At 62.0% G+C, this 22,164-nt stretch carries 24 protein-coding genes and 1 pseudogene; 12 read left to right on the top strand and 13 right to left on the bottom strand.

What is annotated here, in order from left to right:
- The first annotated feature begins 53 nt into the window (after nucleotides 1-53).
- Complete coding sequence (locus FJ954_RS25800; RefSeq protein WP_140664245.1) at nucleotides 54-767, top strand: DeoD-type purine-nucleoside phosphorylase; 714 nt, start codon at nucleotides 54-56, stop codon at nucleotides 765-767.
- Here the strand turns inward: FJ954_RS25800 and FJ954_RS25795 are convergent.
- Nucleotides 764-1,063, bottom strand: coding sequence for a ribbon-helix-helix domain-containing protein (locus tag FJ954_RS25795; protein WP_015317692.1), 300 nt, complete (start codon nucleotides 1,061-1,063; stop codon nucleotides 764-766). The two genes, FJ954_RS25800 and FJ954_RS25795, sit on opposite strands and share 4 nt — an antisense overlap.
- A 245-nt stretch (nucleotides 1,064-1,308) precedes the next feature.
- On the opposite strand from FJ954_RS25795, the gene FJ954_RS25790 reads away from it, so the two are divergent.
- The 3 genes from FJ954_RS25790 (at nucleotide 1,309) to FJ954_RS25780 (ending at nucleotide 3,929) form a co-directional block, all read left to right on the top strand.
- Complete coding sequence (locus tag FJ954_RS25790) at nucleotides 1,309-1,704, top strand: VOC family protein (protein WP_140664242.1); 396 nt, start codon at nucleotides 1,309-1,311, stop codon at nucleotides 1,702-1,704.
- 76 nt (nucleotides 1,705-1,780) lie between these two features.
- Nucleotides 1,781-2,311 carry a hypothetical protein gene (locus FJ954_RS25785; RefSeq protein ID WP_015317694.1) on the top strand — a complete coding sequence of 177 codons (531 nt, stop codon included), beginning with the start codon at nucleotides 1,781-1,783 and terminating at the stop codon, nucleotides 2,309-2,311.
- Nucleotides 2,312-2,357: 46 nt separating this feature from the next.
- Entirely contained in the window at nucleotides 2,358-3,929 is a 1,572-nt protein-coding gene (locus tag FJ954_RS25780; protein ID WP_140664238.1) for a GMC family oxidoreductase, read from the top strand.
- A gap of 156 nt (nucleotides 3,930-4,085) precedes the next feature.
- Here the strand turns inward: FJ954_RS25780 and FJ954_RS25775 are convergent, their stop codons facing one another.
- Complete coding sequence (locus tag FJ954_RS25775) at nucleotides 4,086-4,493, bottom strand: hypothetical protein (RefSeq protein ID WP_140664236.1); 408 nt, start codon at nucleotides 4,491-4,493, stop codon at nucleotides 4,086-4,088.
- Between the two features lie 397 nt (nucleotides 4,494-4,890).
- On the opposite strand from FJ954_RS25775, the pseudogene urtA reads away from it, so the two are divergent.
- The 6 genes and pseudogenes from urtA to FJ954_RS25745 all read left to right on the top strand — a co-directional run.
- Nucleotides 4,891-6,117: pseudogene (urtA, locus tag FJ954_RS25770) on the top strand (urea ABC transporter substrate-binding protein); the annotation flags it as partial.
- 110 nt (nucleotides 6,118-6,227) lie between these two features.
- Nucleotides 6,228-7,844, top strand: coding sequence for an urea ABC transporter permease subunit UrtB (gene urtB / locus FJ954_RS25765; RefSeq protein WP_140664230.1), 1,617 nt, complete (start codon nucleotides 6,228-6,230; stop codon nucleotides 7,842-7,844).
- Nucleotides 7,841-9,076: an urea ABC transporter permease subunit UrtC gene (gene urtC, locus FJ954_RS25760; RefSeq protein ID WP_140664227.1), complete on the top strand. Its 1,236-nt coding sequence runs from the start codon at nucleotides 7,841-7,843 to the stop codon at nucleotides 9,074-9,076. The genes urtB and urtC overlap by 4 nt, the downstream gene beginning before the upstream one ends.
- 6 nt (nucleotides 9,077-9,082) lie before the next feature.
- Complete coding sequence (urtD, locus tag FJ954_RS25755) at nucleotides 9,083-9,829, top strand: urea ABC transporter ATP-binding protein UrtD (RefSeq protein ID WP_015317700.1); 747 nt, start codon at nucleotides 9,083-9,085, stop codon at nucleotides 9,827-9,829.
- Nucleotides 9,830-9,898: 69 nt separating this feature from the next.
- Nucleotides 9,899-10,594: an urea ABC transporter ATP-binding subunit UrtE gene (gene urtE, locus FJ954_RS25750; RefSeq protein WP_015317701.1), complete on the top strand. Its 696-nt coding sequence runs from the start codon at nucleotides 9,899-9,901 to the stop codon at nucleotides 10,592-10,594.
- Nucleotides 10,595-10,855: 261 nt separating this feature from the next.
- Nucleotides 10,856-11,032, top strand: a complete 177-nt coding sequence (locus FJ954_RS25745) for a hypothetical protein (protein ID WP_013531844.1) — start codon at nucleotides 10,856-10,858, stop codon at nucleotides 11,030-11,032.
- A gap of 37 nt (nucleotides 11,033-11,069) precedes the next feature.
- On the opposite strand, the gene FJ954_RS25740 is transcribed toward FJ954_RS25745, so the two are convergent.
- From FJ954_RS25740 to FJ954_RS25705, 8 genes are all read right to left on the bottom strand, one after another.
- Nucleotides 11,070-12,218: a GGDEF domain-containing protein gene (locus FJ954_RS25740; RefSeq protein ID WP_140664224.1), complete on the bottom strand. Its 1,149-nt coding sequence runs from the start codon at nucleotides 12,216-12,218 to the stop codon at nucleotides 11,070-11,072.
- Nucleotides 12,219-12,400: 182 nt separating this feature from the next.
- Nucleotides 12,401-13,207: a DUF72 domain-containing protein gene (locus FJ954_RS25735; RefSeq protein WP_140664221.1), complete on the bottom strand. Its 807-nt coding sequence runs from the start codon at nucleotides 13,205-13,207 to the stop codon at nucleotides 12,401-12,403.
- A 28-nt stretch (nucleotides 13,208-13,235) separates the two neighbouring features.
- Nucleotides 13,236-13,703 carry a GNAT family N-acetyltransferase gene (locus FJ954_RS25730; RefSeq protein WP_140616514.1) on the bottom strand — a complete coding sequence of 156 codons (468 nt, stop codon included), beginning with the start codon at nucleotides 13,701-13,703 and terminating at the stop codon, nucleotides 13,236-13,238.
- Nucleotides 13,704-13,744: 41 nt separating this feature from the next.
- On the bottom strand, nucleotides 13,745-16,666 hold the full coding sequence (gene uvrA, locus FJ954_RS25725; protein ID WP_140664219.1) for an excinuclease ABC subunit UvrA: 2,922 nt from the start codon (nucleotides 16,664-16,666) through the stop codon (nucleotides 13,745-13,747).
- Nucleotides 16,667-17,363: 697 nt separating this feature from the next.
- A complete protein-coding gene (locus FJ954_RS25720) occupies nucleotides 17,364-17,663 on the bottom strand; it encodes a hypothetical protein (protein ID WP_140664216.1) in 300 nt (99 codons plus the stop codon).
- 87 nt (nucleotides 17,664-17,750) lie between these two features.
- Nucleotides 17,751-18,356 (bottom strand): ATP-dependent Clp protease proteolytic subunit, encoded by a 606-nt coding sequence (locus tag FJ954_RS25715; RefSeq protein ID WP_015317707.1) that lies wholly within the window; start codon nucleotides 18,354-18,356, stop codon nucleotides 17,751-17,753.
- Nucleotides 18,357-18,380: 24 nt separating this feature from the next.
- Nucleotides 18,381-18,842: an SRPBCC domain-containing protein gene (locus FJ954_RS25710; RefSeq protein ID WP_140664213.1), complete on the bottom strand. Its 462-nt coding sequence runs from the start codon at nucleotides 18,840-18,842 to the stop codon at nucleotides 18,381-18,383.
- The gene (locus FJ954_RS25705) at nucleotides 18,839-19,153 is read right to left on the bottom strand and encodes a metalloregulator ArsR/SmtB family transcription factor (RefSeq protein WP_015317709.1); all 315 of its coding nucleotides are present in this window, start codon (nucleotides 19,151-19,153) and stop codon (nucleotides 18,839-18,841) included. The genes FJ954_RS25710 and FJ954_RS25705 overlap by 4 nt, the downstream gene beginning before the upstream one ends.
- A gap of 225 nt (nucleotides 19,154-19,378) precedes the next feature.
- On the opposite strand from FJ954_RS25705, the gene FJ954_RS25700 reads away from it, so the two are divergent.
- Both FJ954_RS25700 and FJ954_RS25695 read left to right on the top strand, forming a co-directional pair.
- Nucleotides 19,379-19,903, top strand: coding sequence for a single-stranded DNA-binding protein (locus FJ954_RS25700; RefSeq protein WP_023773877.1), 525 nt, complete (start codon nucleotides 19,379-19,381; stop codon nucleotides 19,901-19,903).
- 126 nt (nucleotides 19,904-20,029) lie between these two features.
- Nucleotides 20,030-20,455, top strand: a complete 426-nt coding sequence (locus FJ954_RS25695; protein WP_015317711.1) for an OsmC family protein — start codon at nucleotides 20,030-20,032, stop codon at nucleotides 20,453-20,455.
- A gap of 5 nt (nucleotides 20,456-20,460) precedes the next feature.
- Here FJ954_RS25695 and FJ954_RS25690 read toward each other — a convergent pair whose 3' ends face one another.
- The 3 genes from FJ954_RS25690 to FJ954_RS25680 all read right to left on the bottom strand — a co-directional run bounded on the left by FJ954_RS25690 (nucleotide 20,461) and on the right by FJ954_RS25680 (nucleotide 22,130).
- Complete coding sequence (locus tag FJ954_RS25690; protein ID WP_015317712.1) at nucleotides 20,461-21,090, bottom strand: MarC family protein; 630 nt, start codon at nucleotides 21,088-21,090, stop codon at nucleotides 20,461-20,463.
- Nucleotides 21,091-21,171: 81 nt separating this feature from the next.
- Nucleotides 21,172-21,564 (bottom strand): VOC family protein, encoded by a 393-nt coding sequence (locus FJ954_RS25685; protein WP_015317713.1) that lies wholly within the window; start codon nucleotides 21,562-21,564, stop codon nucleotides 21,172-21,174.
- A 32-nt stretch (nucleotides 21,565-21,596) separates the two neighbouring features.
- Nucleotides 21,597-22,130 (bottom strand): hypothetical protein, encoded by a 534-nt coding sequence (locus FJ954_RS25680; protein ID WP_015317714.1) that lies wholly within the window; start codon nucleotides 22,128-22,130, stop codon nucleotides 21,597-21,599.
- Nucleotides 22,131-22,164 lie beyond the last annotated feature (34 nt).

Below are 22,164 nucleotides of genomic sequence, written 5' to 3'. Positions count from 1 at the left end.
TAACAACGCCATGATTGTTGAAAATACAGCAGGCGGGCTTGGGGGAGCGGCTGTTGACGCCACACATCGAGGCAGGCAAGGGCGATTACGCCGACACGGTTTTGTTGCCGGGCGACCCGCAGCGCGCGGAGTGGATGGCGCAGACATTCCTGGACGCGCCGCGCTGCGTCAATCGCCGACGCGGCGCTCTCGGCTTTACCGGCTTGTTTCGCGGCAAGCCCGTCAGCATTCAGGCGACGGGCATCGGCGTTTCATCCTTCCTGATCTACGCCCATGAACTGCTTGACTTTTATGGCGTCCGAACACTGATCCGCACCGGTACCTGCGGCAGCCTGAGCGCCGAGGCAAAGCTGCGCAGCCTTGTGATCTCGCAATCGGCACGGCCTGAAAATACCGAGAGCGGTCGAGTTTTTGGCCTTTACGTAGCCGATGTTGGCCCGGATCCGGCGCTGCTGGCTAGCGCATTGAGCAAGGCAGCCGCACTTGGCATCCACCACCACGCCGGCCTGACAGCCTGCACCGATATATTCTACCATCCTGAAGCGCGTGCCCGTTATGCCGACGCAAGGGCGCTCGGGGCGCTGGCGGTAGACATGGAAACCAGCGCTCTCTATCGCATATCGGCCCATTTCGGCGCGAGGGCGTTGTCGCTGCTGACCGTCGTCGACAATCTGCTTACCGGCGAACAGACCGACTATTCCGAACGCCAGGCGCTTTTCACCGACATGAGCCGGCTCGCGCTCGAAGTCGCCACGGAAGGGCGCTAGGCGGCCTCTCGCTTCAACACCTCCTCCATGGATGGTCGGTGGCCGCGTAGATAGAGTGCGCAAGTGGTGCGCAGCATCGACGCGAAATTAGGGATCTCGCCGTTGATCTCGATGGCCTCGTCGTAGAGCTTCGAGATGAATTTCGGCGTCGTCAGGTTCTGGCTTTCGGCGATTTCGTCGAGCAAGGCCCAGAACGTGACCTCGAGCTGGATGCTCGTCGAATGTCCGTCAATGCGGATCGACCGGTTGATCTGACGATAGCCTTCCGGATCCTGTGCGGCAAAGACTCTGCACATCGTTACCTCCCGTTTTTGTTGGTCTTGGGCGCCGACGGGGCGGTCGGTGCCTTTTGAACACTGCCTGCGGTTTCATCATCGACCGGAAGGTCGTCAACGGCAATCAGACTTTCGTCCTTGGCAGACTTTCGTCCTTGGGGTGGCATATCCGTTTTTCCAATCCCATGCGTGGTAGTCGGCTGCCACCACCTTTCTTCGCCGGCGCGCATAATCATCTTCGAAAGCACGAAGCTGCGGAGTCTGATTTGGCGAAGGCAATCCACACCATGATCCGGGTTCTCGACGAAGCCCGCTCCATCGATTTCTACACCAAGGCATTCGGCCTTGAGGTCGCCCAACGACTGGACTTCGAGACCTTCACGCTGGTCTACCTCAGCAATGCCGATGCGCCTTTCGAGGTTGAGTTGACCGTCAACAAGGGGCGCGCGGAGCCCTATGCGCTGGGCGACGGCTATGGTCACCTCGCGGTCTCGGTCGCCGATCTCGACAGCGAACATGATCGGCTCGGCGCACTCGGCCTCAATCCGAAGAAGATCGTCGAATTCAGCCGCGACGGTTCGCTCATCGCCCGCTTCTTCTTCATCGAGGATCCCGACGGTTACAAGGTCGAGGTCCTGCAGCGCGGAGGGCGCTTCCAATAGGGACAACCGGCCGCGCGGACCGGCGCGGCGCCAGCAACGGCACTCTTCGAGTGCGAACAGCAAGCAGGGAGGAAACATGGTCACGATCCACGAGGGGAAGCCCGGGCTTTCACGGCGCGAACTTCTCAAACGCGGCGGCGTCGGCGCGCTGCTCGTCATTTCCGGCAGCGCCGTCATCAGTCCGCAACATGCCTGGGGGCTGGAAACCTCGGCTCTGAAGCCCGAGACAATGGCGACGCTGATCCAGCTGGCGCGCGATATCTACCCACATGACCAGGTCCCTGACAAATATTACGCCGTCGCGGTCAAGGGCCATGACGAGATGGCCGCCAAGGACAAGGCTCACAAGGAGCTTATCGAAAACGGGATCGCCGATCTCGACAAGAGAGCCGGCGAGGGCGGTTATCGCGGGCTCGGCTGGGAGGAGCAGCGGGTCGCGCTGCTCAGAGACATTGAGGGTACGGCCTTCTTCCAGGCGGTTCGCGGCGGTCTTGTCGTCAGCCTCTACAACCAGAAGGAGGTCTGGCCGATCTTCGGCTACGAGGGCGAATCCTATTCCAAGGGCGGCTACATCGCGCGGGGATTCAGCGACATCGAGTGGCTCTGACCCGCTTCGCCCAAACCGCATTCAATTGATTTCATGGGAGGAAACCATGGCAGCAGCATTTGATCTGAAAAACGAGGGCGTGGTCGTCATCATCGGCTCCGGCGCCGGCGGCGGCACGCTCGGCAACGAACTGGCGCAGAAGGGCATCGATGTCGTCATCCTCGAGGCCGGTGCCCGCCACGAATATGAGGACTTCATCAACGACGAGTGGGATTCGTTCGCTCAGCTCGCCTGGACGGACAAGCGCACCACATCCGGCGATTGGCGCGTGGCCAAGGATTTTCCCAACCTTCCGGCCTGGATCGTCAAGTCGGTCGGCGGCTCGACCACGCACTGGGCAGGCGCATCGCTGCGCTTCCAGGAGCATGAGTTCAAGACGCTGTCGACCTACGGCAAGCTGGAAGGCGCCAACCTTTTGGATTGGCCGGTGACGCTGGCCGAGATGGAGCCCTATTACGCCAAGGCGGAAGCCAAGATGGGCGTCACCGGCACCAATGGCTGGCCGCGCCTGCCGGGCAACAACAATTTCAAGGTGCTGAAGGCCGGCGCCGACAAGCTCGGCTACAAGGAATGCCATACCGGCAACATGGCGATCAACTCGGTGGAGCGCGACGACCGCAATTCCTGCCAGCAGACCGGCTTCTGCTTCCAGGGCTGCAAATGGGGCGCCAAATGGTCGACGCTCTATACCGAAATCCCGAAGGGCGAGGCGACGGGCCACCTCGAGGTCCGGCCGAACGCCATGGCGATCAAGATCAACCATGACGCCTCTGGAAAGGTCACCGGCGTCGTCTATGCCGACAAGGACGGCAAGCTGCAGGAGCAGAAGGCCCGCATCGTGGCGGTCGCCGGCAATTCGATCGAGAGCCCGCGCCTGCTGCTCAATTCCGAATCAGCCAAGTTCCCGCACGGCCTTGCCAACTCGTCGGGGCAGGTGGGCAAGAACTACATGCGGCATACCACGGGATCGGTCTATGCCATCTTCGACAAGCCAGTGCACATGTATCGCGGCACCACCATGGCCGGCATCATCCGTGATGAGGCGCGCCATGATCCGTCACGCGGTTTTGTCGGCGGTTACGAGTTCGAGACGCTGTCGCTCGGCCTGCCCTTCATGGCTGCCTTCCTGAACCCTGGCGGCTGGGGGCGTTCCTTCACCACCGCGCTCGACCACTACGACCACATGGCCGGCCTGTGGATCGTCGGTGAGGATATGCCGCGCGAGGAGAACCGCATCACGCTGCATGGCGACGAGAAGGACGAGCACGGCATGCCGATCGCCGATGTGCATTTCGACGACCATGCCAATGACACGGCGATGCGCAATCATGCCTACAAGCAGGCCACCGCGCTTTACGATGCGGTCGGCGCCACACGCACCTTCCCGACGCCACCCTATCCCTCGACGCACAATCTCGGCACCAACCGGATGAGCGAGAAGGCCGCCGACGGCGTCGTCAACAAGCATGGCCAGGCACACGACATCAAGAACCTGTTCGTGTCGGACGGCAGCCAGTTCACGACGGGTGCGGCCGAAAACCCGACCCTGACCATCGTGTCGCTGGCGATCCGCCAGGCCGACTATATCGCCGCGCAGATGTCGGCGAAAACCATCTGACCTCCCGACTGCCTGCTGGCGCGGAACTTGACCAGTTCCGCGCCTTTTTTTCATGGCCTCAGGCGCCGACCGGCTGGCGGTCCTTCGGCAACATCCAGATGAGATGAGAAGACGGGCAGGGTTGCAGACCGAGGCGGTGTCATTGCCAGGGAAGATCTATTGATTGCTTCCCCTGGTGCAGGTCGTGGCGGTGAAGGCGCCGTCGGGCTGCTTCATGATGATGTCGAAGGAGGGCGGACTCTGGCCGTCCAGCGTTGCCTGGGTGAGCGAGAGCGAGTTGCCGCCGGTGGTGTAACCGCCAACTGGTCCCAGCCAGGAGATCACGCCGTTTGCATCCATCTGGTAGTTGTAGCCCTGCTGCGCGGTCCCGAACGTGACCGGGCCGCTATAGACGTTTCCCTTGATGGTGATGTCGCCGAGGTTGAGGAACATGCCGAGCAGGTAGGCCTCGCAGTGATAGATGCCGTCGGGCATCCTGCCGTCGCTGAAGTCGGCTCGGGCCGCTCCGGTTGCCGCCGCCAGAGCCACTATGCCGATGAATATGCGTGAAATGGCTGATGTCATGATGCCGTCCGCTTGAACGACCAAGCTTGCCCTATTTTTGCGCCGCGCCGCAACATTTGCCGTCGGCGATCTGCCTCTAAGATCAAAATATAGGCATCTGGAGAATATGGGCAAAACTTAGGCATATGCCTTGTGCATTGCGCAAATTTCCCTCAATCAATTTTTAACCGGCTCTCTTTGTTTCGTTCAATCTAATGTAGCAACGCACTGATAACATGTATCTATTTTGCGCTTTTCCGCATGCCTTCAGCGGTTGGCACGGGGGTTGCATTGCATAGTCGCGGTGCAATCAACCAGCTTGGGAGTCTTCCGCATGAGGGGTAATTTCTCGACAATAGCAAAAATGTTCTCGGCGAGCGTAGTTGCCGCCTGCCTGGTGATGTCTGCTCCGGCCAGGGCCGCCGATGATACGATCAAGGTCGGCATTCTTCATTCGCTGTCGGGCACGATGGCGATTTCGGAGACGACGCTGAAGGACGCCATGCTGATGCTCATCGACGAGCAGAACGCCAAGGGCGGCCTGCTCGGCAGGAAGCTCGAGGCGGTCGTCGTCGATCCGGCTTCCAACTGGCCGCTGTTCGCCGAAAAGGCGCGTGAGCTGATCTCGAAGGACAAGGTCGCCGCGGTGTTCGGCTGCTGGACCTCGGTGTCGCGCAAGTCGGTGCTGCCGGTGTTTTCCGAACTCGACAATATCCTGTTCTATCCGGTCCAGTATGAGGGCGAGGAAAGCGAGCGCAATGTCTTCTACACGGGTGCCGCGCCGAACCAGCAGGCCATTCCGGCCGTCGATTACCTGATGAGCGAGGACGGCGGTTCGGTGAAGCGCTGGGTGCTCGAAGGCACCGACTACGTCTATCCGCGCACCACCAACAAGATCCTTGAAGCCTATCTGAAGGCCAAGGGCGTCGCGGCCGAAGACATCATGGTCAACTATACGCCGTTCGGCTTCTCCGACTGGCAGACCGAAGTCTCGGCGATCAAGAAATTCGGCTCGGCCGGCAAGAAGACCGCCGTCGTCTCGACCGTCAATGGCGATGCCAACGTGCCGTTCTACAAGGAACTCGGCAACCAGGGCATCAAGGCCGAGGACATCCCGGTCATGGCCTTCTCGGTCGGCGAGGAAGAGCTGGCCGGTCTCGACACCGCGCCGCTGGTCGGCCATCTCGCCGCCTGGAACTATTTCGAGAGCGTCGATACGCCCGAGAACAAGAAGTTCATCGCCGACTGGCACAAGTTCATCAAGAGCGACAAGCGCACCACCAACGACCCGATGGAAGCCCATTATATCGGCTTCAACATGTGGGTGAAGGCGGTCGAGAAGGCCGGCACCACCGATCCGGACAAGGTCATCGACGCCATGATCGGCGTTTCTGTGCCAAACCTGACCGGCGGCTACTCGACGATGATGCCGAACCATCACATCACCAAGCCGGTGCTGATCGGCGAAATCCAGGCCGACGGCCAGTTCGAAACGGTTTCGCGCACGCCGGGCCTAGTGATGGGCGACGAATGGTCCGACTACCTGCCGGACTCCAAGGATTTGATCTCCGATTGGCGCAAGCCGCTGTCGTGCGGCAACTTCAACGTTGCCACCGGCAAGTGCGGCGGCAAGGGCACAAACTGATCCTCCCCGGGCTGGGCCTTCATGCCAAGCCCAAGACCGCACGCGTCCGGACGGTTTCCTCCACTGTCCGGACGCGCCCATTTCAAACCTTCAAGGGTTAACTCAAGCCGATGACCTTGATCCGCACGATTGGCCTGACGCTGTTGTTCCTGCTGGCGACACTGTCGTCGTCGGGCGCAGGCGAAGCCGATCTGCGCGCCATCATCGCCAAGTTCGCGAGCGCCAAGGGCTTTTCCGAGACCGGAGCCGTCGTGCATGACCTCGCCGCCACCGGCGATCCTTTGGTCGAACACCCGCTTTCGGCACTCGCCGATGGCAATCTCTATATCCGCAAGGCCGATTCCCTGGTCTTCGTCGGCAAGGAAACCGGCGAAAGCGTCCAGCTTTTCGATCCGCTCAGCAGCGAAGCATCCGGCGAGGCGGCCAAGGACGACGTCGTCAAGATCAAGGTCAACAACACGCTGCGCCGCGTCATCCGCGATGCGCTCGGCACGCTGACGCTTGGCGCCAAGGATCCGGCGGTGCGGCTGGCCGCCGCCGGCACCATGTTCAAGACGCCCGACGCAGCCAACATCGAGCCACTCGACACGGCTGTCGCCAGCGAGACCGTGGCCAGCGTCAAGGCTCTGCTCGAACAGGCCCGCGCGGCCTCGGTGCTTGTTTCCGATAGGCCCGAGGCCGACAAACTCGCCGCGGTCGCCCTGATCGGCGCGCGTGGCGACCGCGACGCGGTTTCGCTGCTCACTTCGGTCGAGGCCAGTGCCTCCGGCGCGGTCAAGGATGCGGCGACGGCAGCGATCGCCAACATCAATTCGACGCTGGCCTTGTGGGATGCCGGACAGAACATCTGGTACGGGATTTCGCTGGGTTCGGTGCTGCTGCTGGCAGCGATCGGGCTTGCCATCACCTTCGGCGTCATGGGCGTCATCAACATGGCGCATGGCGAGATGGTGATGCTTGGCGCCTATACGACCTTCGTCGTCCAGCAGGTGATCCGGACGTCCTTTCCCGGCTTGTTCGACTGGTCGCTGGTGATCGCGCTGCCGCTCGCCTTCCTGGTCGCGGCATTCGTCGGTCTCATCATCGAGCGCGGCGTGATCCGGTTCCTCTACGGCCGGCCGCTGGAGACGCTGCTGGCAACCTGGGGCGTCTCGCTCATCCTGCAGCAGGCGGTGCGCTCGATCTTCGGACCGACCAACCAGGAGGTCGGCAATCCGTCCTGGATGTCCGGCTCCTTCGACGTCGGACAACTGGCCATCACCTGGAACCGGCTGTGGATTCTGGTGTTCGCGCTCACGGTATTCGGCATGTTGCTCTATGTGATGAAGCGCACGCCTTGGGGGCTGCAGATGCGCGCCGTCACCGCCAACCGGCGCATGGCCGCCTCGATGGGCATCAGGACGCCCTGGGTCGACGCGCTGACCTTCGCGCTGGGATCCGGCATTGCCGGTATCGCCGGCGTCGCGCTCAGCCAGATCGACAATGTCTCGCCCAATCTTGGTCGCGGCTACATCATCGACAGCTTCATGGTGGTCGTCTTCGGCGGTGTCGGCAATCTCTGGGGTACATTGGTCGGCGCCTTTTCGCTCGGCATCGTCAACAAGGTTCTCGAGCCCTATGCCGGCGCGGTGCTCGGCAAGATCGTCGTGCTGGTGCTGATCATCCTGTTCATCCAGAAGCGCCCGCGAGGCCTGTTCGCGCTCAAGGGCAGGGCGGTGGAAGCATGATATCGGGACGCTTCTTTGCCGCCGGCGCGGATCGCCGCATCGCCATCACCATCTTCATCCTGCTGGCGGTGGCTATAATCGTGCCGGTGCTTAACCTGGCCGTCTCGCCGACAAGCGCCTTCTACATTCCGTCCTACATCGTGGCGCTGACCGGCAAATATCTCTGCTATGCACTGCTGGCGCTCTCGCTCGATCTGGTCTGGGGCTATTGCGGTATCCTCTCGCTCGGCCACGGCGCCTTCTTCGCGCTCGGCGGCTATGCGATAGGGATGTATCTGATGCGCCAGATCGGCTCGCGCGGCGTCTACGGCAACCCGATCCTGCCCGATTTCATGGTTTTCCTGAACTACAAGGAATTGCCCTGGTTCTGGACCGGTTTCGACCATTTCTGGTTCGCCGCCATCATGGTGCTGGCGGTGCCCGGCCTGCTTGCCTTCATCTTCGGCTGGTTCGCCTTCCGCAGCCGCGTCACCGGTGTCTACCTCTCCATCATCACCCAGGCGATGACCTATGCGCTGCTGCTTGCCTTCTTCCGCAACGACATGGGTTTCGGAGGCAATAACGGCCTGACCGATTTCAAGGATATTCTGGGCTTCAACGTCCAGGCCGATACGACCCGCTCGGCACTGTTCGCGGCCAGCGCGGTGATGCTGGCACTCGCCGTTTTCATCACCTGGGCGATCGTCGGCTCCAAATACGGCAAGCTGCTGATGGCCGTGCGCGACGCCGAGAGCCGCACGCGCTTCCTCGGCTGGCGGGCGGAGAACGTAAAGCTGTTCGCTTTTACCGTTTCGGCCGTCATGGCAGGCATTGCCGGCGCGCTCTACGTGCCGCAGGTCGGCATCATCAATCCAGGCGAATTCGAGCCGGCCAATTCGATCGAGGTGGTGATCTGGGCGGCGGTCGGCGGCCGCGGCACCATTGTCGGGCCGATCATCGGCGCGTTGCTGGTCAATGCCGGCAAATCCTGGTTCACCGGCGTGCTGCCGGAATTCTGGCTGTTCGCGCTCGGCGGCCTGTTCGTCGCCGTCACCTTGCTCCTGCCCAAGGGCATCATCGGCATGTGGGACAGCTGGCGCGGCAATGCCAGGGCGCTGCGCGTGGCGTCCCTGGCTGAAGAAGCCGGCGCCGAGGTTGGCATCGCGTCCGCGACCTCGAAGCCCGCTCGCTCGCCGGCGAGAAACCCAGGCGAATGGTCCTGGTCCGACCCCGAACCGCAGGCGGCGGAGTAAGCGACCATGAGCAAATCCAACACTATCCTCTATCTCGACGGCGTCTCGGTGTCCTTCGACGGCTTTCGCGCCATCAACAATCTGTCCCTGGTGCTCGACAAGGGCGAGATGCGCGCCATCATCGGCCCCAACGGCGCCGGCAAGACGACGATGATGGACATCGTCACCGGCAAGACGAGGCCGGATGAAGGCGAAGTGTTCTTCGACGGCCAGGTGGACCTGACCAGGCATGACGAAGCCGAGATCGCCATGATGGGCATCGGCCGCAAATTCCAGAAGCCGACCGTTTTCGAAAGCCACACGATCGAAGAAAACCTGATGCTGGCGCTGAAGGGACCGCGTTCGATCTTCCCGGCGCTGTTCCATCGCCAATCGCCCGCCGAGGCGCGGCAGATCGATGACATCCTTGGCATCATCCGGTTGGGCGACAAGCGCCGCGAACTCGCCGCCAATCTCAGCCACGGCCAGAAACAATGGCTCGAGATCGGCATGCTGCTGGCGCAGGACCCGAAGCTGCTTCTGGTCGACGAGCCGGTGGCCGGCATGACCGATGCCGAGACCGAGGAAACCGCGCGGCTGCTCAGGGATATCGCCCGTGACCACTCGGTCATTGTCGTCGAACACGACATGCATTTCGTCCGCGAACTCGGCGTCAAGGTTACCTGCCTGCATGAAGGCTCGGTGCTGTCGGAAGGCACGCTCGATTTCGTGTCGGCCGACGAGCGCGTCGTCGAAGTCTATCTGGGGAGATGAGCATGGTCTGGCGGGTGCAATTCCATCACTTCGACATGTCGTTTCTTCGGTTCTGGAGAAGGCGCTGACATGCTCGAGGTTTCCAATGCCACGCTGCACTACGGCGCCGCCCAGGCGTTGCGCGGGGTGTCGCTGAAGGCGGGTGCGGGCAAAATCACCTGCGTGCTCGGCCGCAACGGCGTCGGCAAGACCAGTTTGATGAGATCGATCGTCGGCCATAACCGGCTGACGAGCGGAAGCGTTGCCTTCGAGGGGAAGGCGCTCGACCGGAGCGCGGCGTATGACCGCGCCCGGTCGGGCATCGCATTCGTGCCGCAGGGCAGGGAGATCTTTCCGCTGCTCAGCGTGCGGGAAAATCTCGAGTCCGGCTTCGCGCCCTTGAAGCGCGCCGACCGCAACGTGCCTGCGCACGTCTTCGAGCTGTTTCCGGTGCTGAAGCAGATGCTTGGCCGCCGTGGCGGCGATCTTTCCGGCGGCCAGCAACAGCAGCTCGCCATCGGCAGGGCACTCGTGATGCGGCCGAAGCTGCTGGTGCTCGACGAGCCGACCGAAGGCATCCAGCCCTCTGTCATCAAGGATATCGGCCGCGCCATACGCTATCTGCGCGACCAGGCCGGCATTGCGGTGCTGCTGGTCGAACAGTATCTCGATTTCTGCCGCGAACTCGCCGACGAGGTCAACATCATGGATCGCGGCCAGATCGTCCACACCGGCCCAGCGGAAGATTTAGACCGGGCTGATGTCCGCAAATTCCTCACAGTCTAGAATCGGCGCCGGACTTCATTGAAGATTTGAAGTTATTGGCAAGACCAATATTTCTTACATCCATCATCTGCGTCTCTGGCACATGCAATATCGCATGCTAGTGTTTCCGTGGCTTTGTGAGTCGGCCGTTTCCGTATCAGTCTGGTTATCGCAGATCGCGGCGCGGCAAAGGCCCTGCAAGTTCCACGCAAGCAAGGCTTCCTACCTTCCCGATCTGATTGTCGTTCAAACGCGTTTGGGCACACAGGCTAAGGGACAGCCATGGAACGTTACGTCGAGGACTACCAGAAGCGGCGGCTTACCGAACGCGTCGACATCATCGCCGCCATCAACATTCTGAGGTCACAGGGCTGTGACTACGACGACCTGATCGAGGAGATCACCAAGGTCTTCTATGTCGATCTCGATACCTTCAATGAAATCGTCATGGCGGCCTAATGCATGTCGCCCGGCGGGCTTGGCATGATACGCGCGTTTAGCTCGCGCGTCGGAATGGCGAGGCGGTGACGCGGTTGCGACCTCCCCGCTTGGCGTCATAGAGCGCCTTGTCGGCGGCGCTGAGTACCTTGTCCAGGCTGATCCCCTCTTTGCTGCCAAACGCAAATCCGGCGCTGACCGTACAGGTGAGGGAACCGGTTTCGGTTTCTATCAGTCGCGCCGCGAAAGCCGCCCGGATACGCTCGGCTGCTTCCTCGACCGCCTCCGGCAGCGTGCGCTTCAGTACCAGCGCGAATTCCTCGCCGCCCATGCGCGCGGCGACGTCGGCCGGTCGAAGGTTGGCTACCAACTCGTTGGCGAACACCCTCAGCACTTCATCGCCCGCCGCATGGCCGAATTCGTCGTTGATGGTTTTGAAGTTGTCGAGGTCGAAGACGACCACCGCGGTAAAGGCGCCGACCGGGACATGGCCATGCATGTCGAACAGCGCGCGCCGGTTGAGCAGGCCGGTCAGGGAATCCGTCTGGGCGTTGCGATGGTGGTGCCTCGCCAGACGCCCCTGATTGAGGGCAAGCGAGAGCGCGCCAATACCTGTCATGCTGGCGATAACCACGACGAGGCTGAGCTCCTCGGCCCAGTTGCTTGGTGCATGTCCGAGCACCAGTTTTCCTTCCCAGGCGAGAACCATGGCGCAGAGCCCGAAGGAGGTGGCCGTGGCCGAATAGAGCGCGGTGATGCCGATCGTCAGGGCGGGTGCCTCATCACGGCCCTTCCAGTATTCGAAAGCCGTGGCGAACAGGAGCACGGCGGCAAACATGTTCTCCGCCACGAAGCCGAGGCCATCGTAGCCCAGAGCCATGGGGGGCAACGCTATCGCCAGGGAATAGCAACCCCACAGGGTCCGCGGCAGTGGCGAGCCGCCGGTTCGGAACTGATAGGCCGCACCCAGCATGGCCGAAAAGCCGATCAGCAGAAACGCGGAGGTGGCGATGCCGAGCAGGCGTCCCGGCATCTCGATATAGGCGTCGTAGATAAAAATATCGCCGACCACGAACACCAGGCTGATCGCCCATGTCAGCAGGAATTTTTCCGAGCGGGCGGTCAGCCACATGCCGAACAATGTCAGGCTGAGGCAAGCGGCCGAGAAACCGACGGCCAGCAGAAGTGAAGTGTAGTCGAGCGACATGCCCTCTTTCCCTGCCGGCGGCGGTCCCAGCTCTGCGGCTTGGCGTCGGCGCATTCATGCGGCAAGGAAGTGTCGATAAGGTTACGATCGTGGCGAAGATGCCCAGGAACAGGCGCTTTGCTACGCTAATACGCACAGGCTATGCGCCTATTGTGTGTAGCTGGAAACCGACTGATGCCTTTTCAGTCGGCTACGCGCCTCATCAATGCCATCGCCCCGAACGGCGCCCGCACCTTGCCCTCGGTGATGAAGTAGACGAACACGTCGCGCGGTTGGACCGGCGCGTCGCTGGCAGGGTCGGCGCGCCGCAGATCCGCCGGCTGCTTGCCTTGCGCCCAGATCTTGGCCCGCGCCGCCCATTCGTCGAGGCCCTTTGGCGTGTAGCAGTCCGGATTGTCATCCGAGCCGGTCTGCAGCCGGGCGTAGATGAAATCGCCAGTGATGTCGGCGATGTCAGGATATTTGGCATGATCGGCATAGACGATCGCCGCCTTGTATTTGCGGGCGAGCGCTGGGAATTCCGGCACGATGAAACTGTCGTTGCGCACTTCCAGCGCGTGGCGCAGCGCGACACCATCCTGCTTTTCCGGCAGCAGCTTCAGAAACGCCTCGAAATCGTCCGGATCGAACTTCTTGGTCGGAGCGAACTGCCACAGGATCGGTCCCAGCTTGTCGCCGAGCGCGGCAACGCCGGAACCCAGGAAACGCATCATCGATTCACCGGCCTCGCCCAGCACGCGCCGGTTGGTAACGAAGCGGTTGCCTTTCAGCGAATAGACGAAATTGTCAGGTGCTTCGTTGGCCCATTTGACGAAGGTCGGCTCCTTGAAGCTCGAATAATAAGTGCCGTTGACCTCGATGCTCGGCACCTGCCGGGTAGCGTATTGCAGTTGCTTGGCCTTCGACAGTTTCTCGGGGTAGAAGGACGTGTCCCAGGGTTCGAAGGTCCAGCCGCCCATGCCGGCGCGGATTGTTCCCGATTTGCTCATTGTCGTCCTCCCAGATTTCTAGTGGCGATCAGGCCGTGGTGGACCTGTTGTCGACGGGTTTGGCCATGTCGACGAGTATCCACCCTGGCCGGTAGGGATTGGGCCGGCGACCCGTTTCGCGATAGCCGTAAGCGAGATAGAGCGCGATGTTTCGTTCCATTTTCGCATTGGTGTAGAGCCGTATCTCCGGCAGGCCCCACTGCCGCGCCTGCTCGTCAGCGTGCTTCAGCAATGCAATACCGAACCCCTTGCCCTGGAAGGCAGGCGACACCGCGACGGAGAAGATCATCGCGTGATCTTCATGCCGCTCCAGCGTGATCACTCCGGCAAGTTCATCGCCGCTCTCCAGCAGCCAGACCTGGCCCTGGGCAATACGCGGCGCGTAGTCCTCGGTAACCGGGATCGGCGGTGCATCGAGTATGGCATTGTAGGGAGCGTAGGCGGCTTGCGTCAGCGCGACGATCGCGGCGAGATCTTCAGGGCCGGCAAGCCTCATGCCAAAGCTGCTCTGGACCGTGATGAGATCATCCTTACCCCTCACTCCGCCGCTTCGCGTTTGCCTCCGGGGCGTCGCTCCAGCAGTTCCTTCAGGAACTGGCCGGTGTAGCTGCGCTTTTCGCGCACGATCGCTTCCGGCGTGCCCGAGGCGACCAGTTCGCCGCCGCCATCACCGCCCTCGGGGCCGAGGTCGAGCACCCAGTCTGCGGTTTTTATCACTTCGAGATTATGCTCGATGACCACCACCGTATTGCCTTGGTCGACCAGTTCGTGCAGCACTTCCAATAGCTTGGCGACGTCATGGAAATGGAGACCGGTGGTCGGTTCGTCGAGGATGTAGAGCGTCTTGCCGGTCGCCTTGCGCGACAGTTCCTTGGCGAGCTTGATGCGCTGCGCTTCACCGCCGGACAGCGTCGTCGCCTGCTGGCCGATATGGATGTAACCAAGGCCGACCTGCTTCAGCGTCTCCAGCTTGTCGCGTACGCCGGGTACGGCGGCGAAGAAATCGACGCCTTCCTCGACGGTCATGTCGAGCACGTCGGCGATCGACTTGCCCTTGAACAGCACGTCGAGCGTCTCCCTGTTGTAGCGCTTGCCGTGACAGACGTCGCAGGTGACGTAGACGTCGGGCAAAAAGTGCATCTCGATCTTGATGACGCCGTCGCCTTGGCAGGCCTCGCAGCGGCCGCCCTTGACGTTGAAGGAGAAACGGCCGGGCTGATAGCCGCGCGCCTTCGCTTCCGGTAGCCCGGCGAACCAGTCGCGGATCGGCGTGAAGGCGCCGGTATAGGTGGCGGGGTTCGAACGCGGCGTGCGGCCGATCGGCGACTGGTCGATGTCGATGACCTTGTCGAGGAACTCCAATCCCTCGATGCGGTCATGCTCGGCCGGATGTTCGCGCGAGCCCATGATGCGGCGCGAGGCCGCCTTGAACAGCGTCTCGATCAGGAAGGTCGACTTGCCGCCGCCCGATACGCCGGTGACGGCGGTGAAGGTGCCGAGCGGGATTTCGGCGGTGACGTTCTTCAGATTGTTGCCGCGCGCGCCGACGATCTTCAGCCGCCGGTTTTTCTTCGCCTCGCGGCGCACGCCGGGCGTTGCCACTTCGAGCGCGCCCGACAGATATTTGCCGGTGATCGAATTGGGATTGGCCATCACCTGCTGCGGCGTGCCCTGGGCGATGATCTCGCCGCCATGGATGCCGGCGGCCGGACCCATATCGACGACATAGTCGGCATGCAGGATGGCGTCCTCGTCATGCTCGACGACGATCACGGTGTTGCCGATGTCGCGCAGGTGCTTGAGCGTGTCGAGCAGGCGGGTATTGTCGCGCTGGTGCAGGCCGATCGACGGCTCGTCCAGCACGTAGAGCACGCCGGTCAGGCCTGAGCCGATCTGCGAGGCCAGCCGGATGCGCTGGCTTTCGCCACCCGACAGCGTGCCGGAATTGCGCGACAAGGTGAGATAGTCGAGCCCGACATCGTTGAGGAAGCGCAGACGCTCGCGGATTTCTTTCAGGACGCGGACAGCGATCTCGTTCTGCTTGTCGTTGAGCTGCGCCGGCAGGTCGGTGAACCATTTGTCGGCGTTGCGGATCGACTGTTCCGTCACTTCGCCAATGTGCTTGCCGGCGATCTTCACCGCCAGCGCCTCCGGCTTCAGCCGGTAGCCCTTGCAGACCGGGCAGGGCGTTGCCGACATGAAACGCTCGATCTCCTCGCGCATCCAGGCGGATTCGGTCTCCTTCCAGCGCCGTTCGAGATTGGGGATGACGCCTTCGAAGGTCTTGGTCGTCTTGTAGGAGCGCAGGCCGTCATCATACTGGAAGGTGATCTCGCGCTCGCCGGTGCCGCGCAGGATCGCTTCCTGGGCTTGCGCTGAAAGATCCTTGAACTTGTCGCCGAGCTTGAAGTCGTACGCCTTGCCCAATGCCTCGAGCGTCTGCGAGTAATAGGGCGAGGTCGATTTCGCCCATGGGCTGACGGCGCCGTCGCGCAGCGACACGTTCTCGTCCGGCACCACGAGGTTGGGGTCGATGGCGCGCTGGCTGCCGAGACCGTCGCAGGTCGGGCAGGCGCCAAACGGGTTGTTGAAGGAGAACAGCCTGGGCTCGATTTCCGGAATGGTGAAGCCGGAAACCGGGCAGGCGAACTTTTCCGAGAACAGGATGCGCTCATGCGTCTCGTTCTTCGACTTGTTGACCGAATCCTCGCCAGTCTGGCTGGCATCGAGCGGCCTGTCGGCGAACTCGGCCACTGCCAGCCCCTCGGCCAGCTTCAGCGCCGTCTCGATGGAGTCGGCAAGCCTTGTGGCAAGGTCGCCGCGAACGACGATGCGGTCGACGACGACGTCGATGTCGTGCTTGTATTTCTTGTCCAGCGCCGGCACATCGGCGATTTCATAGAAGACGCCGTCGACCTTGACGCGCTGAAAGCCCTTCTTCTGCAACTCCAGCAGTTCCTTGCGATATTCGCCCTTGCGGCCGCGCACGATGGGCGCCAGCAGGAACAGGCGCGTGCCTTCCTCGACGGCCAGCACCCGGTCGACCATCTGGCTGACCGTCTGGCTCTCGATCGGCAGGCCGGTGGCCGGCGAATAGGGCACGCCGACGCGGGCAAACAGAAGGCGCATATAGTCGTAGATCTCGGTGACGGTACCGACCGTCGAACGCGGGTTCTTCGACGTGGTCTTCTGCTCGATCGAGATGGCCGGCGACAGGCCGTCGATCTGGTCGACGTCCGGCTTCTGCATCATTTCGAGGAATTGCCGGGCATAGGCCGAGAGGCTCTCGACATAGCGGCGCTGGCCTTCTGCATAGATGGTGTCGAAAGCAAGCGACGATTTGCCGGAGCCCGACAGGCCGGTCATGACGATCAGGCTGTCACGCGGCAGGTCGAGATCGACATTCTTCAGATTGTGTTCGCGCGCCCCGCGAATGGAAAGATATTTATGGTCGGCCATGTCAGGTCGCCGCCTCAGATCTGGAATTTGTGGGATCGGCGGGTTTCCCCGGCCATTCCCTATGTAGTTATTTTTGCCGCCACGTCGAGAGACGCCACAATTCTCGACAGAAGTCGTTTAACCGCCTTTCGCGCGAGGGGGCAAGCGGAAAGAACAAAGGCCGAACACGCTCCTGACAAAGCTGTGCGGAAGCTGACCCGAACGTAAGCTCCCGGCGATCACATTTTTCCGTAACCGGCTGTTGATGGTTGACGCGGCCAACTCACGGGAGCAGTCTTGCGAAGTCAGCGAAGCCGGCCGTCTATCGATGGCCTCGCCGCCCCAAGGCGGCCTGCGAGACGCCGCAGGCATTTGCGATTTGCGCTTCACGATGACAATGTCGCAACGGACAAGAGGAGCGGAGCATGACGCCACCGGATAGTCCCCCAGGGCTTCAGTTGTTACTGGAGCCGCGGCAGGCATAAGTGCCAAGGGCAGGCGTTTGCGCCACCCGACAAACCGTGACCTGCCGTATCCCTGAAAATCAGAGACTGCTAGTCGGATCGTCGGCTGAATGCCGCGAAGCATCCGAAATCAAACGCCGGCAGTACACTCCCGGCAAAAATGGATTTGAGATCCAGAAAAGCCCCGTCCGTTTGCCCAAGGCACGGCGGGGCTGTTCTTTTGGCGGGCTCCAGTTGGAAGGCCCGATCTTTGCCTATCTGGGTGGCTTGGTCCCGCCAACTCCGACATCGACGGTGATGCTGCCGGAAATCCTGACATCGGTATTGCCGATCTTGAACTGCCCGTTGCCGCTGCTGGGGAACGCGTCGTCGGGTTCGGGCACCGGGGCGGGCTTTGCGATGCGATAGTCGCCGGTTACGCCGGGCAGGGCGCCTTTCCGAACCGACGACGAGGCCTCGTCGGCAAGTGCCGACCTGGACACAAGGCCGACGATGGCAAGCACCATGGCGGCCGTGACACGGTGCGATGTTCTTGATCGATGAGTGTCGGTCATCCCTTGTTATAGGGGCCTGCCGCCACCGGAGCCAGAGCGGGATCGTCAAATCTTCGACAAGCAGCAGGATTTGACCTCACTCTGGTCTTACGCAGCCTTTTTGCGGGTGTCGAACACATGGTCGACGATGCCCCAGGCCTGGGCCTCGCGGGCGGTCATGAAATGGTCGCGGTCGAGCGTGCGCTCGACGTCTTCATAGCTGCGGCCGCAATGCTGGGCGTAGAGTTCGGTCATGTGGCGTTTGGTCTGGCCGATGCGTTCGGCGTGCCGCTGGATGTCGGAAGCCTGGCCCTGGAAGCCGCCCAGCGGCTGATGTAGCAGGATGGTGGCGTTGGGTAGTGCGATGCGGCGCCCGGCGGTGCCCGCCATCAGCAGGAACGATCCCATCGACGCGGCAAAGCCCATGCATACGGTCGACACCGGGCAGCTGATATACTGCATGGTGTCGTAGATGGCGAAGCCGCTGGTCACCATGCCGCCGGGCGAGTTGATGTAGAGCGAGATCTCCTTCTCGGGATTGTCCGACTCCAGCGACAAAAGCTGCGCGCAGACCAGCGCCGAGACGTCATCGTTAATCTCCCCGTTGACGAAGACGATGCGCTCGCGCAGCAGCCGCGAAAAAATGTCGAATGCGCGTTCGCCGCGGCTCGATTGCTCGATTACCATCGGCACAAGACTGGCAACACCGCCCATTTTTCTGTCTCCAATTTTCCGTGTTCAAGCCGCGTGCAGCAGCAGAAGGCGTGGGGTGTTCGCGGCTAGAGGCGTGCCGGTCCCGTGCAGCGAAAGCCGGCAGCCTGCCCCCGCCATGGCCACGGCCGGCATCGCCTTGCGAGCAAAGCCGTCATGGACGATGCGCAGATGCGTGCCGCCGGAAATGGTTCGGGCGAGTGTGAAGGTGACGGTGCTGTCGAGTGGGTGCGCGGCATCGTCCGACCGCTCGCGCCAGGAATAGCGCAGCAGGCGTTCGGGCTCGGCATCGAGAATCTCGCATTCGATCGCCGCGTCTTGACCGGCGAAGGCAAAGCGGCTGCCGGTCTGCGGTCTGATGTCGTTGGGCATCATCCAGGCGGCGAGCAGTTCCGGCACGGTCAGCGCCCGCCAAACCTTTTCCGGCGGCTCGGCAAGATCGCATTCGAACTCAATCGCATCGGGAGAGACTTCGCTTTGGCTGTTCATTGATCCATGTCCTTCAAAACCGTCTTCAGCCTTTCGATGCGCTCCGGCCAGAAGGTACGGTAGCGTTCGATCCATGAGAGCAGCGGGGCAAGCCCCTGCGGATCCGCACGATAATAGGCGTTGCGGCCGGCCCGCCGCTCGACCACGAGGCCGGCGCCCCGCAGCACCGCCAGATGCTGCGACACCGCCGGTTGCGACACCGTCAGGCCGCTGCGCAATTCCGACACGCTCATCTCGCTTGTGGCGAGACGCTCAAAGACGGCGCGGCGTGTCGGGTCGGCCAAGGCGCGGAAAATCTCTGCTTCGATCATGACAAAAGCATAAGTCGATACTTATCGATTTGGCAAGCGCTGTTTTGAGACCCATATGCGGCGTTCCGGCATTGCTGCCATTCCTTGACAATTGGCCGCAGTGCATATAGGAACGAAAAGGGAACAAAAACCTTGTGGGAAAAGCCAGCCTTGGCAAGCGGCTGACGTGCGTAGCCTGTAAGGTGCTGCGACAAAAATTTGTTTCGGATAGCGCGGAGAAATATCATGGCGGGTAGCGTCAACAAGGTCATTCTGGTCGGCAATCTCGGCGCTGACCCTGAAATCCGCCGCCTGAACTCGGGCGAGCCGGTCGTCAACATTCGCATCGCGACGTCGGAAAGCTGGCGCGACAAGAATTCCGGCGAGCGCAAGGAAAAGACCGAGTGGCATAACGTCGTCATCTTCAATGAGGGCATCGCCAAGGTGGCGGAGCAGTATCTGAAGAAGGGCATGAAGGTTTATGTCGAGGGCCAGCTGCAGACGCGCAAATGGCAGGACCAGACCGGTGCCGACAAATACACGACCGAAGTCGTGCTGCAGAAATTCCGTGGCGAGTTGCAGATGCTCGACGCTCGTGGCCAGGGTGAGGGCGGTCAGGTTGGCGGCTACAGCGGTGGCGGCAGCAGCCGTGGTTCCGATTTCGGCCAGTCGAGCCCGAACGAAGGGTTCAACCGCGGTGGCGGCAACGCTCCCAGGGGCGGCGGTGGCGGTGGTTCGTCGCGCGAACTGGACGACGAAATTCCGTTCTGATCGAAAGCCGCACCAAATAGCGAATGCCTTTACTTGATATGCCCCGAGGGTCCGCATGGACTTTCGGGGTTTTGCATGGTGGTTTGAGCTGACGTTGGCGCGATCAGAGACGTAAGAGGACTGGCGATGAAGGCACGGGTAAAATGGGTCGAGGAGCGCACCTTCGTCGGCGAGTCCGGCAGCGGCCACAAGGTCGTGCTGGGCACGGCGTCAGGCCCGGAAGGCAAGACGCCGGGACCGAGCCCGATGGAGCTGGTGCTGATCGGCACCGGCGGCTGCTCGGCCTATGATGTCGTCCATATCCTCGAAAAGGGGCGCGAGGCCGTCGAGGATTGCGTGGTCGAGCTCGATTCCGACCGCTCCGAAACCGATCCCAAAGTGTTTACCCGCATCCATATGCATTTCATCGTCAAGGGCCGGGCGCTGTCCAGCGACAAGGTCAAGCGGGCAATCGACCTTTCAATCGAAAAATACTGCTCGGCCTCCGCCATGATGGCCAAGACCGCGACGATTACCCACGACTTTGAAGTCATCGATACGACCGCAAAATAAGCGGCCTACGAGGCCATCAGCGCCTTGATGCCATCTGCCACGAACTGCACGGCCAGTGCCGCCAGGATAACCCCGAGCAGGCGGGTCAGGATCGAGCGGCCGGTCTGGCCGAGGATGCGGTCGATGCGTTCCGACAGCACGAACACCAGATAGGTTATGACGAGGCAGACAAGGATGATGCCGACCAGGGCCGCCTGCGCCGCAAAACCCTGAAACGAGCCGGAGAGCAGCACCGTCGCTGAAATCGCGCCGGGGCCGGCGATCAGCGGGATCGCCAGGGGGAAGGCGGCGATGTTGTGGATCATGTCCTTGGTGATGGCGACGTCGCCGATCTTTTCCTTGCGGTCCTGTCGGCGCTCGAACACCATTTCAAAGGCGATGAAGAACAGCAGGAATCCGCCGGCGACACGGAACGCCGGCAAGGTGATGCCGAACACCGACAGGATCGATGCGCCGGCCACCGCAAACAGCGCCATCACCAGAAAACCGATGACCGAGGCGCGCACGGAAACCTGGCTGCGCTCCTCGCGGTTCATGCCGCGCGTCACGGCGAGGAACAGAGGCGCCAGCCCAGGCGGATCGATGGTCACGAGAATGGTGACGAAGGCATTGAACAGGCTGTCGAAACTCGGCATCGCTGACCCTCCCGCCGGGCCAAGCCCGTACCCACATTGGTAGAGCAAAGCCCGGTCGGTGGGAACAGTCAGAACCGCAGGTTAGGCGGCAGCGCCGCAATAGGCCTCCAGGCGATAGCCGTCCGGATCGACAACGAAGGCCGCGTAATAGTTCTCGCCATAGTCGGCGCGCAGGCCCGGTCCGCCATTGTCGCTGCCGCCTTCGCGCAACGCCCCGGCATGAAAGGCACCGACGCTATCCCGTGTCGGCGCGGCGAAGCAGAAATGCAGGCCGGATCTTTCGTCCGCCGGCACCGGGCGCGCCGCCTCGTTGACCCACAGCGCGACAGCCTGGGGCGCGACAGCCTGGACACCATAGCCGAGCGAACCCGGCGATTGGCTGACGCAAGTGAAGCCGAGCGGCCTCAGCGCGGCATCGTAGAAACGTTTGGAGGCAGCGACGTCGCGAACGCCGATCGAGATATGATCGAACATGGTTTTCTCCATTGTCACAAAGGGTTGTGGTGTCATCTTTCAGATTGACGACGCGCCAGGAACTCGACTTCGAGGTGCCAGTCGGCGCCGTCATGCGAGCGCTCGCCGAGCCATCGGAAGGAATTCTCGGTGATGCGCGAAAAGCTCCAGCGTACCGAGGAACCAGTGCCGTCGGCGCCGACCTGCACGATCGTGTCGCCTTCGGCGCGGCCGAGCTGGCGGCTGAAATACTGGTTGCGCGGGTCGCTCCAGAAGATGTGCCAGGCATCGACTCCAGGGTCATAGACCCGCAGCGTCGTGCCGTAAAAGGTCCATTTGCCAAGCGATGGCGAGGGGCCGGCGTCACGCGCGGGCAGGATCCAGACGTCCTGGATGGCGCGGCCTTCCAGCGCCCAGCCGAAGTGCACCTCGCCGCGTCCGGTCAGCACCGTGCCGTCCTCGAGATGGCGCGCGGCGTCAAACGTCCACGCACCGACGAAGCGGCCGTAAAGGCTCAGTTTTTCGGCAAGCCCTTGGATCGGTCCGGGACTGTGCAAGGCTTCGGCAAATGTGGATTGGCCGGGCATGGCTGCGATCTCTTCTTGTCAGGAGACCGCGAGC

The sequence above is a fragment of the Mesorhizobium sp. B2-3-15 genome, assembly GCF_006442875.1.
Classification (GTDB): domain Bacteria; phylum Pseudomonadota; class Alphaproteobacteria; order Rhizobiales; family Rhizobiaceae; genus Mesorhizobium; species Mesorhizobium australicum.
This window is presented reverse-complemented; position numbering and strand designations above follow the sequence as displayed.

Coding starts and splice junctions, on each gene's coding strand:
- FJ954_RS25775 (WP_140664236.1), bottom strand. CDS start 4,493: ATGACATCAGCCATTTCACGCATATTCATCGGCATAGTGGCTCTGGCG.
- FJ954_RS25700 (WP_023773877.1), top strand. CDS start 19,379: ATGGCGGGTAGCGTCAACAAGGTCATTCTGGTCGGCAATCTCGGCGCT.
- FJ954_RS25720 (WP_140664216.1), bottom strand. CDS start 17,663: ATGACCGACACTCATCGATCAAGAACATCGCACCGTGTCACGGCCGCC.
- FJ954_RS25695 (WP_015317711.1), top strand. CDS start 20,030: ATGAAGGCACGGGTAAAATGGGTCGAGGAGCGCACCTTCGTCGGCGAG.
- uvrA (WP_140664219.1), bottom strand. CDS start 16,666: ATGGCCGACCATAAATATCTTTCCATTCGCGGGGCGCGCGAACACAAT.
- FJ954_RS25740 (WP_140664224.1), bottom strand. CDS start 12,218: ATGTCGCTCGACTACACTTCACTTCTGCTGGCCGTCGGTTTCTCGGCC.
- FJ954_RS25730 (WP_140616514.1), bottom strand. CDS start 13,703: ATGAGGCTTGCCGGCCCTGAAGATCTCGCCGCGATCGTCGCGCTGACG.
- urtD (WP_015317700.1), top strand. CDS start 9,083: ATGAGCAAATCCAACACTATCCTCTATCTCGACGGCGTCTCGGTGTCC.
- FJ954_RS25785 (WP_015317694.1), top strand. CDS start 1,781: ATGGTCACGATCCACGAGGGGAAGCCCGGGCTTTCACGGCGCGAACTT.
- FJ954_RS25735 (WP_140664221.1), bottom strand. CDS start 13,207: ATGAGCAAATCGGGAACAATCCGCGCCGGCATGGGCGGCTGGACCTTC.
- FJ954_RS25680 (WP_015317714.1), bottom strand. CDS start 22,130: ATGCCCGGCCAATCCACATTTGCCGAAGCCTTGCACAGTCCCGGACCG.
- FJ954_RS25710 (WP_140664213.1), bottom strand. CDS start 18,842: ATGAACAGCCAAAGCGAAGTCTCTCCCGATGCGATTGAGTTCGAATGC.
- FJ954_RS25690 (WP_015317712.1), bottom strand. CDS start 21,090: ATGCCGAGTTTCGACAGCCTGTTCAATGCCTTCGTCACCATTCTCGTG.
- FJ954_RS25795 (WP_015317692.1), bottom strand. CDS start 1,063: ATGTGCAGAGTCTTTGCCGCACAGGATCCGGAAGGCTATCGTCAGATC.
- FJ954_RS25705 (WP_015317709.1), bottom strand. CDS start 19,153: ATGATCGAAGCAGAGATTTTCCGCGCCTTGGCCGACCCGACACGCCGC.
- FJ954_RS25745 (WP_013531844.1), top strand. CDS start 10,856: ATGGAACGTTACGTCGAGGACTACCAGAAGCGGCGGCTTACCGAACGC.
- urtB (WP_140664230.1), top strand. CDS start 6,228: ATGACCTTGATCCGCACGATTGGCCTGACGCTGTTGTTCCTGCTGGCG.
- urtC (WP_140664227.1), top strand. CDS start 7,841: ATGATATCGGGACGCTTCTTTGCCGCCGGCGCGGATCGCCGCATCGCC.
- urtE (WP_015317701.1), top strand. CDS start 9,899: ATGCTCGAGGTTTCCAATGCCACGCTGCACTACGGCGCCGCCCAGGCG.
- FJ954_RS25685 (WP_015317713.1), bottom strand. CDS start 21,564: ATGTTCGATCATATCTCGATCGGCGTTCGCGACGTCGCTGCCTCCAAA.
- FJ954_RS25715 (WP_015317707.1), bottom strand. CDS start 18,356: ATGGGCGGTGTTGCCAGTCTTGTGCCGATGGTAATCGAGCAATCGAGC.
- FJ954_RS25780 (WP_140664238.1), top strand. CDS start 2,358: ATGGCAGCAGCATTTGATCTGAAAAACGAGGGCGTGGTCGTCATCATC.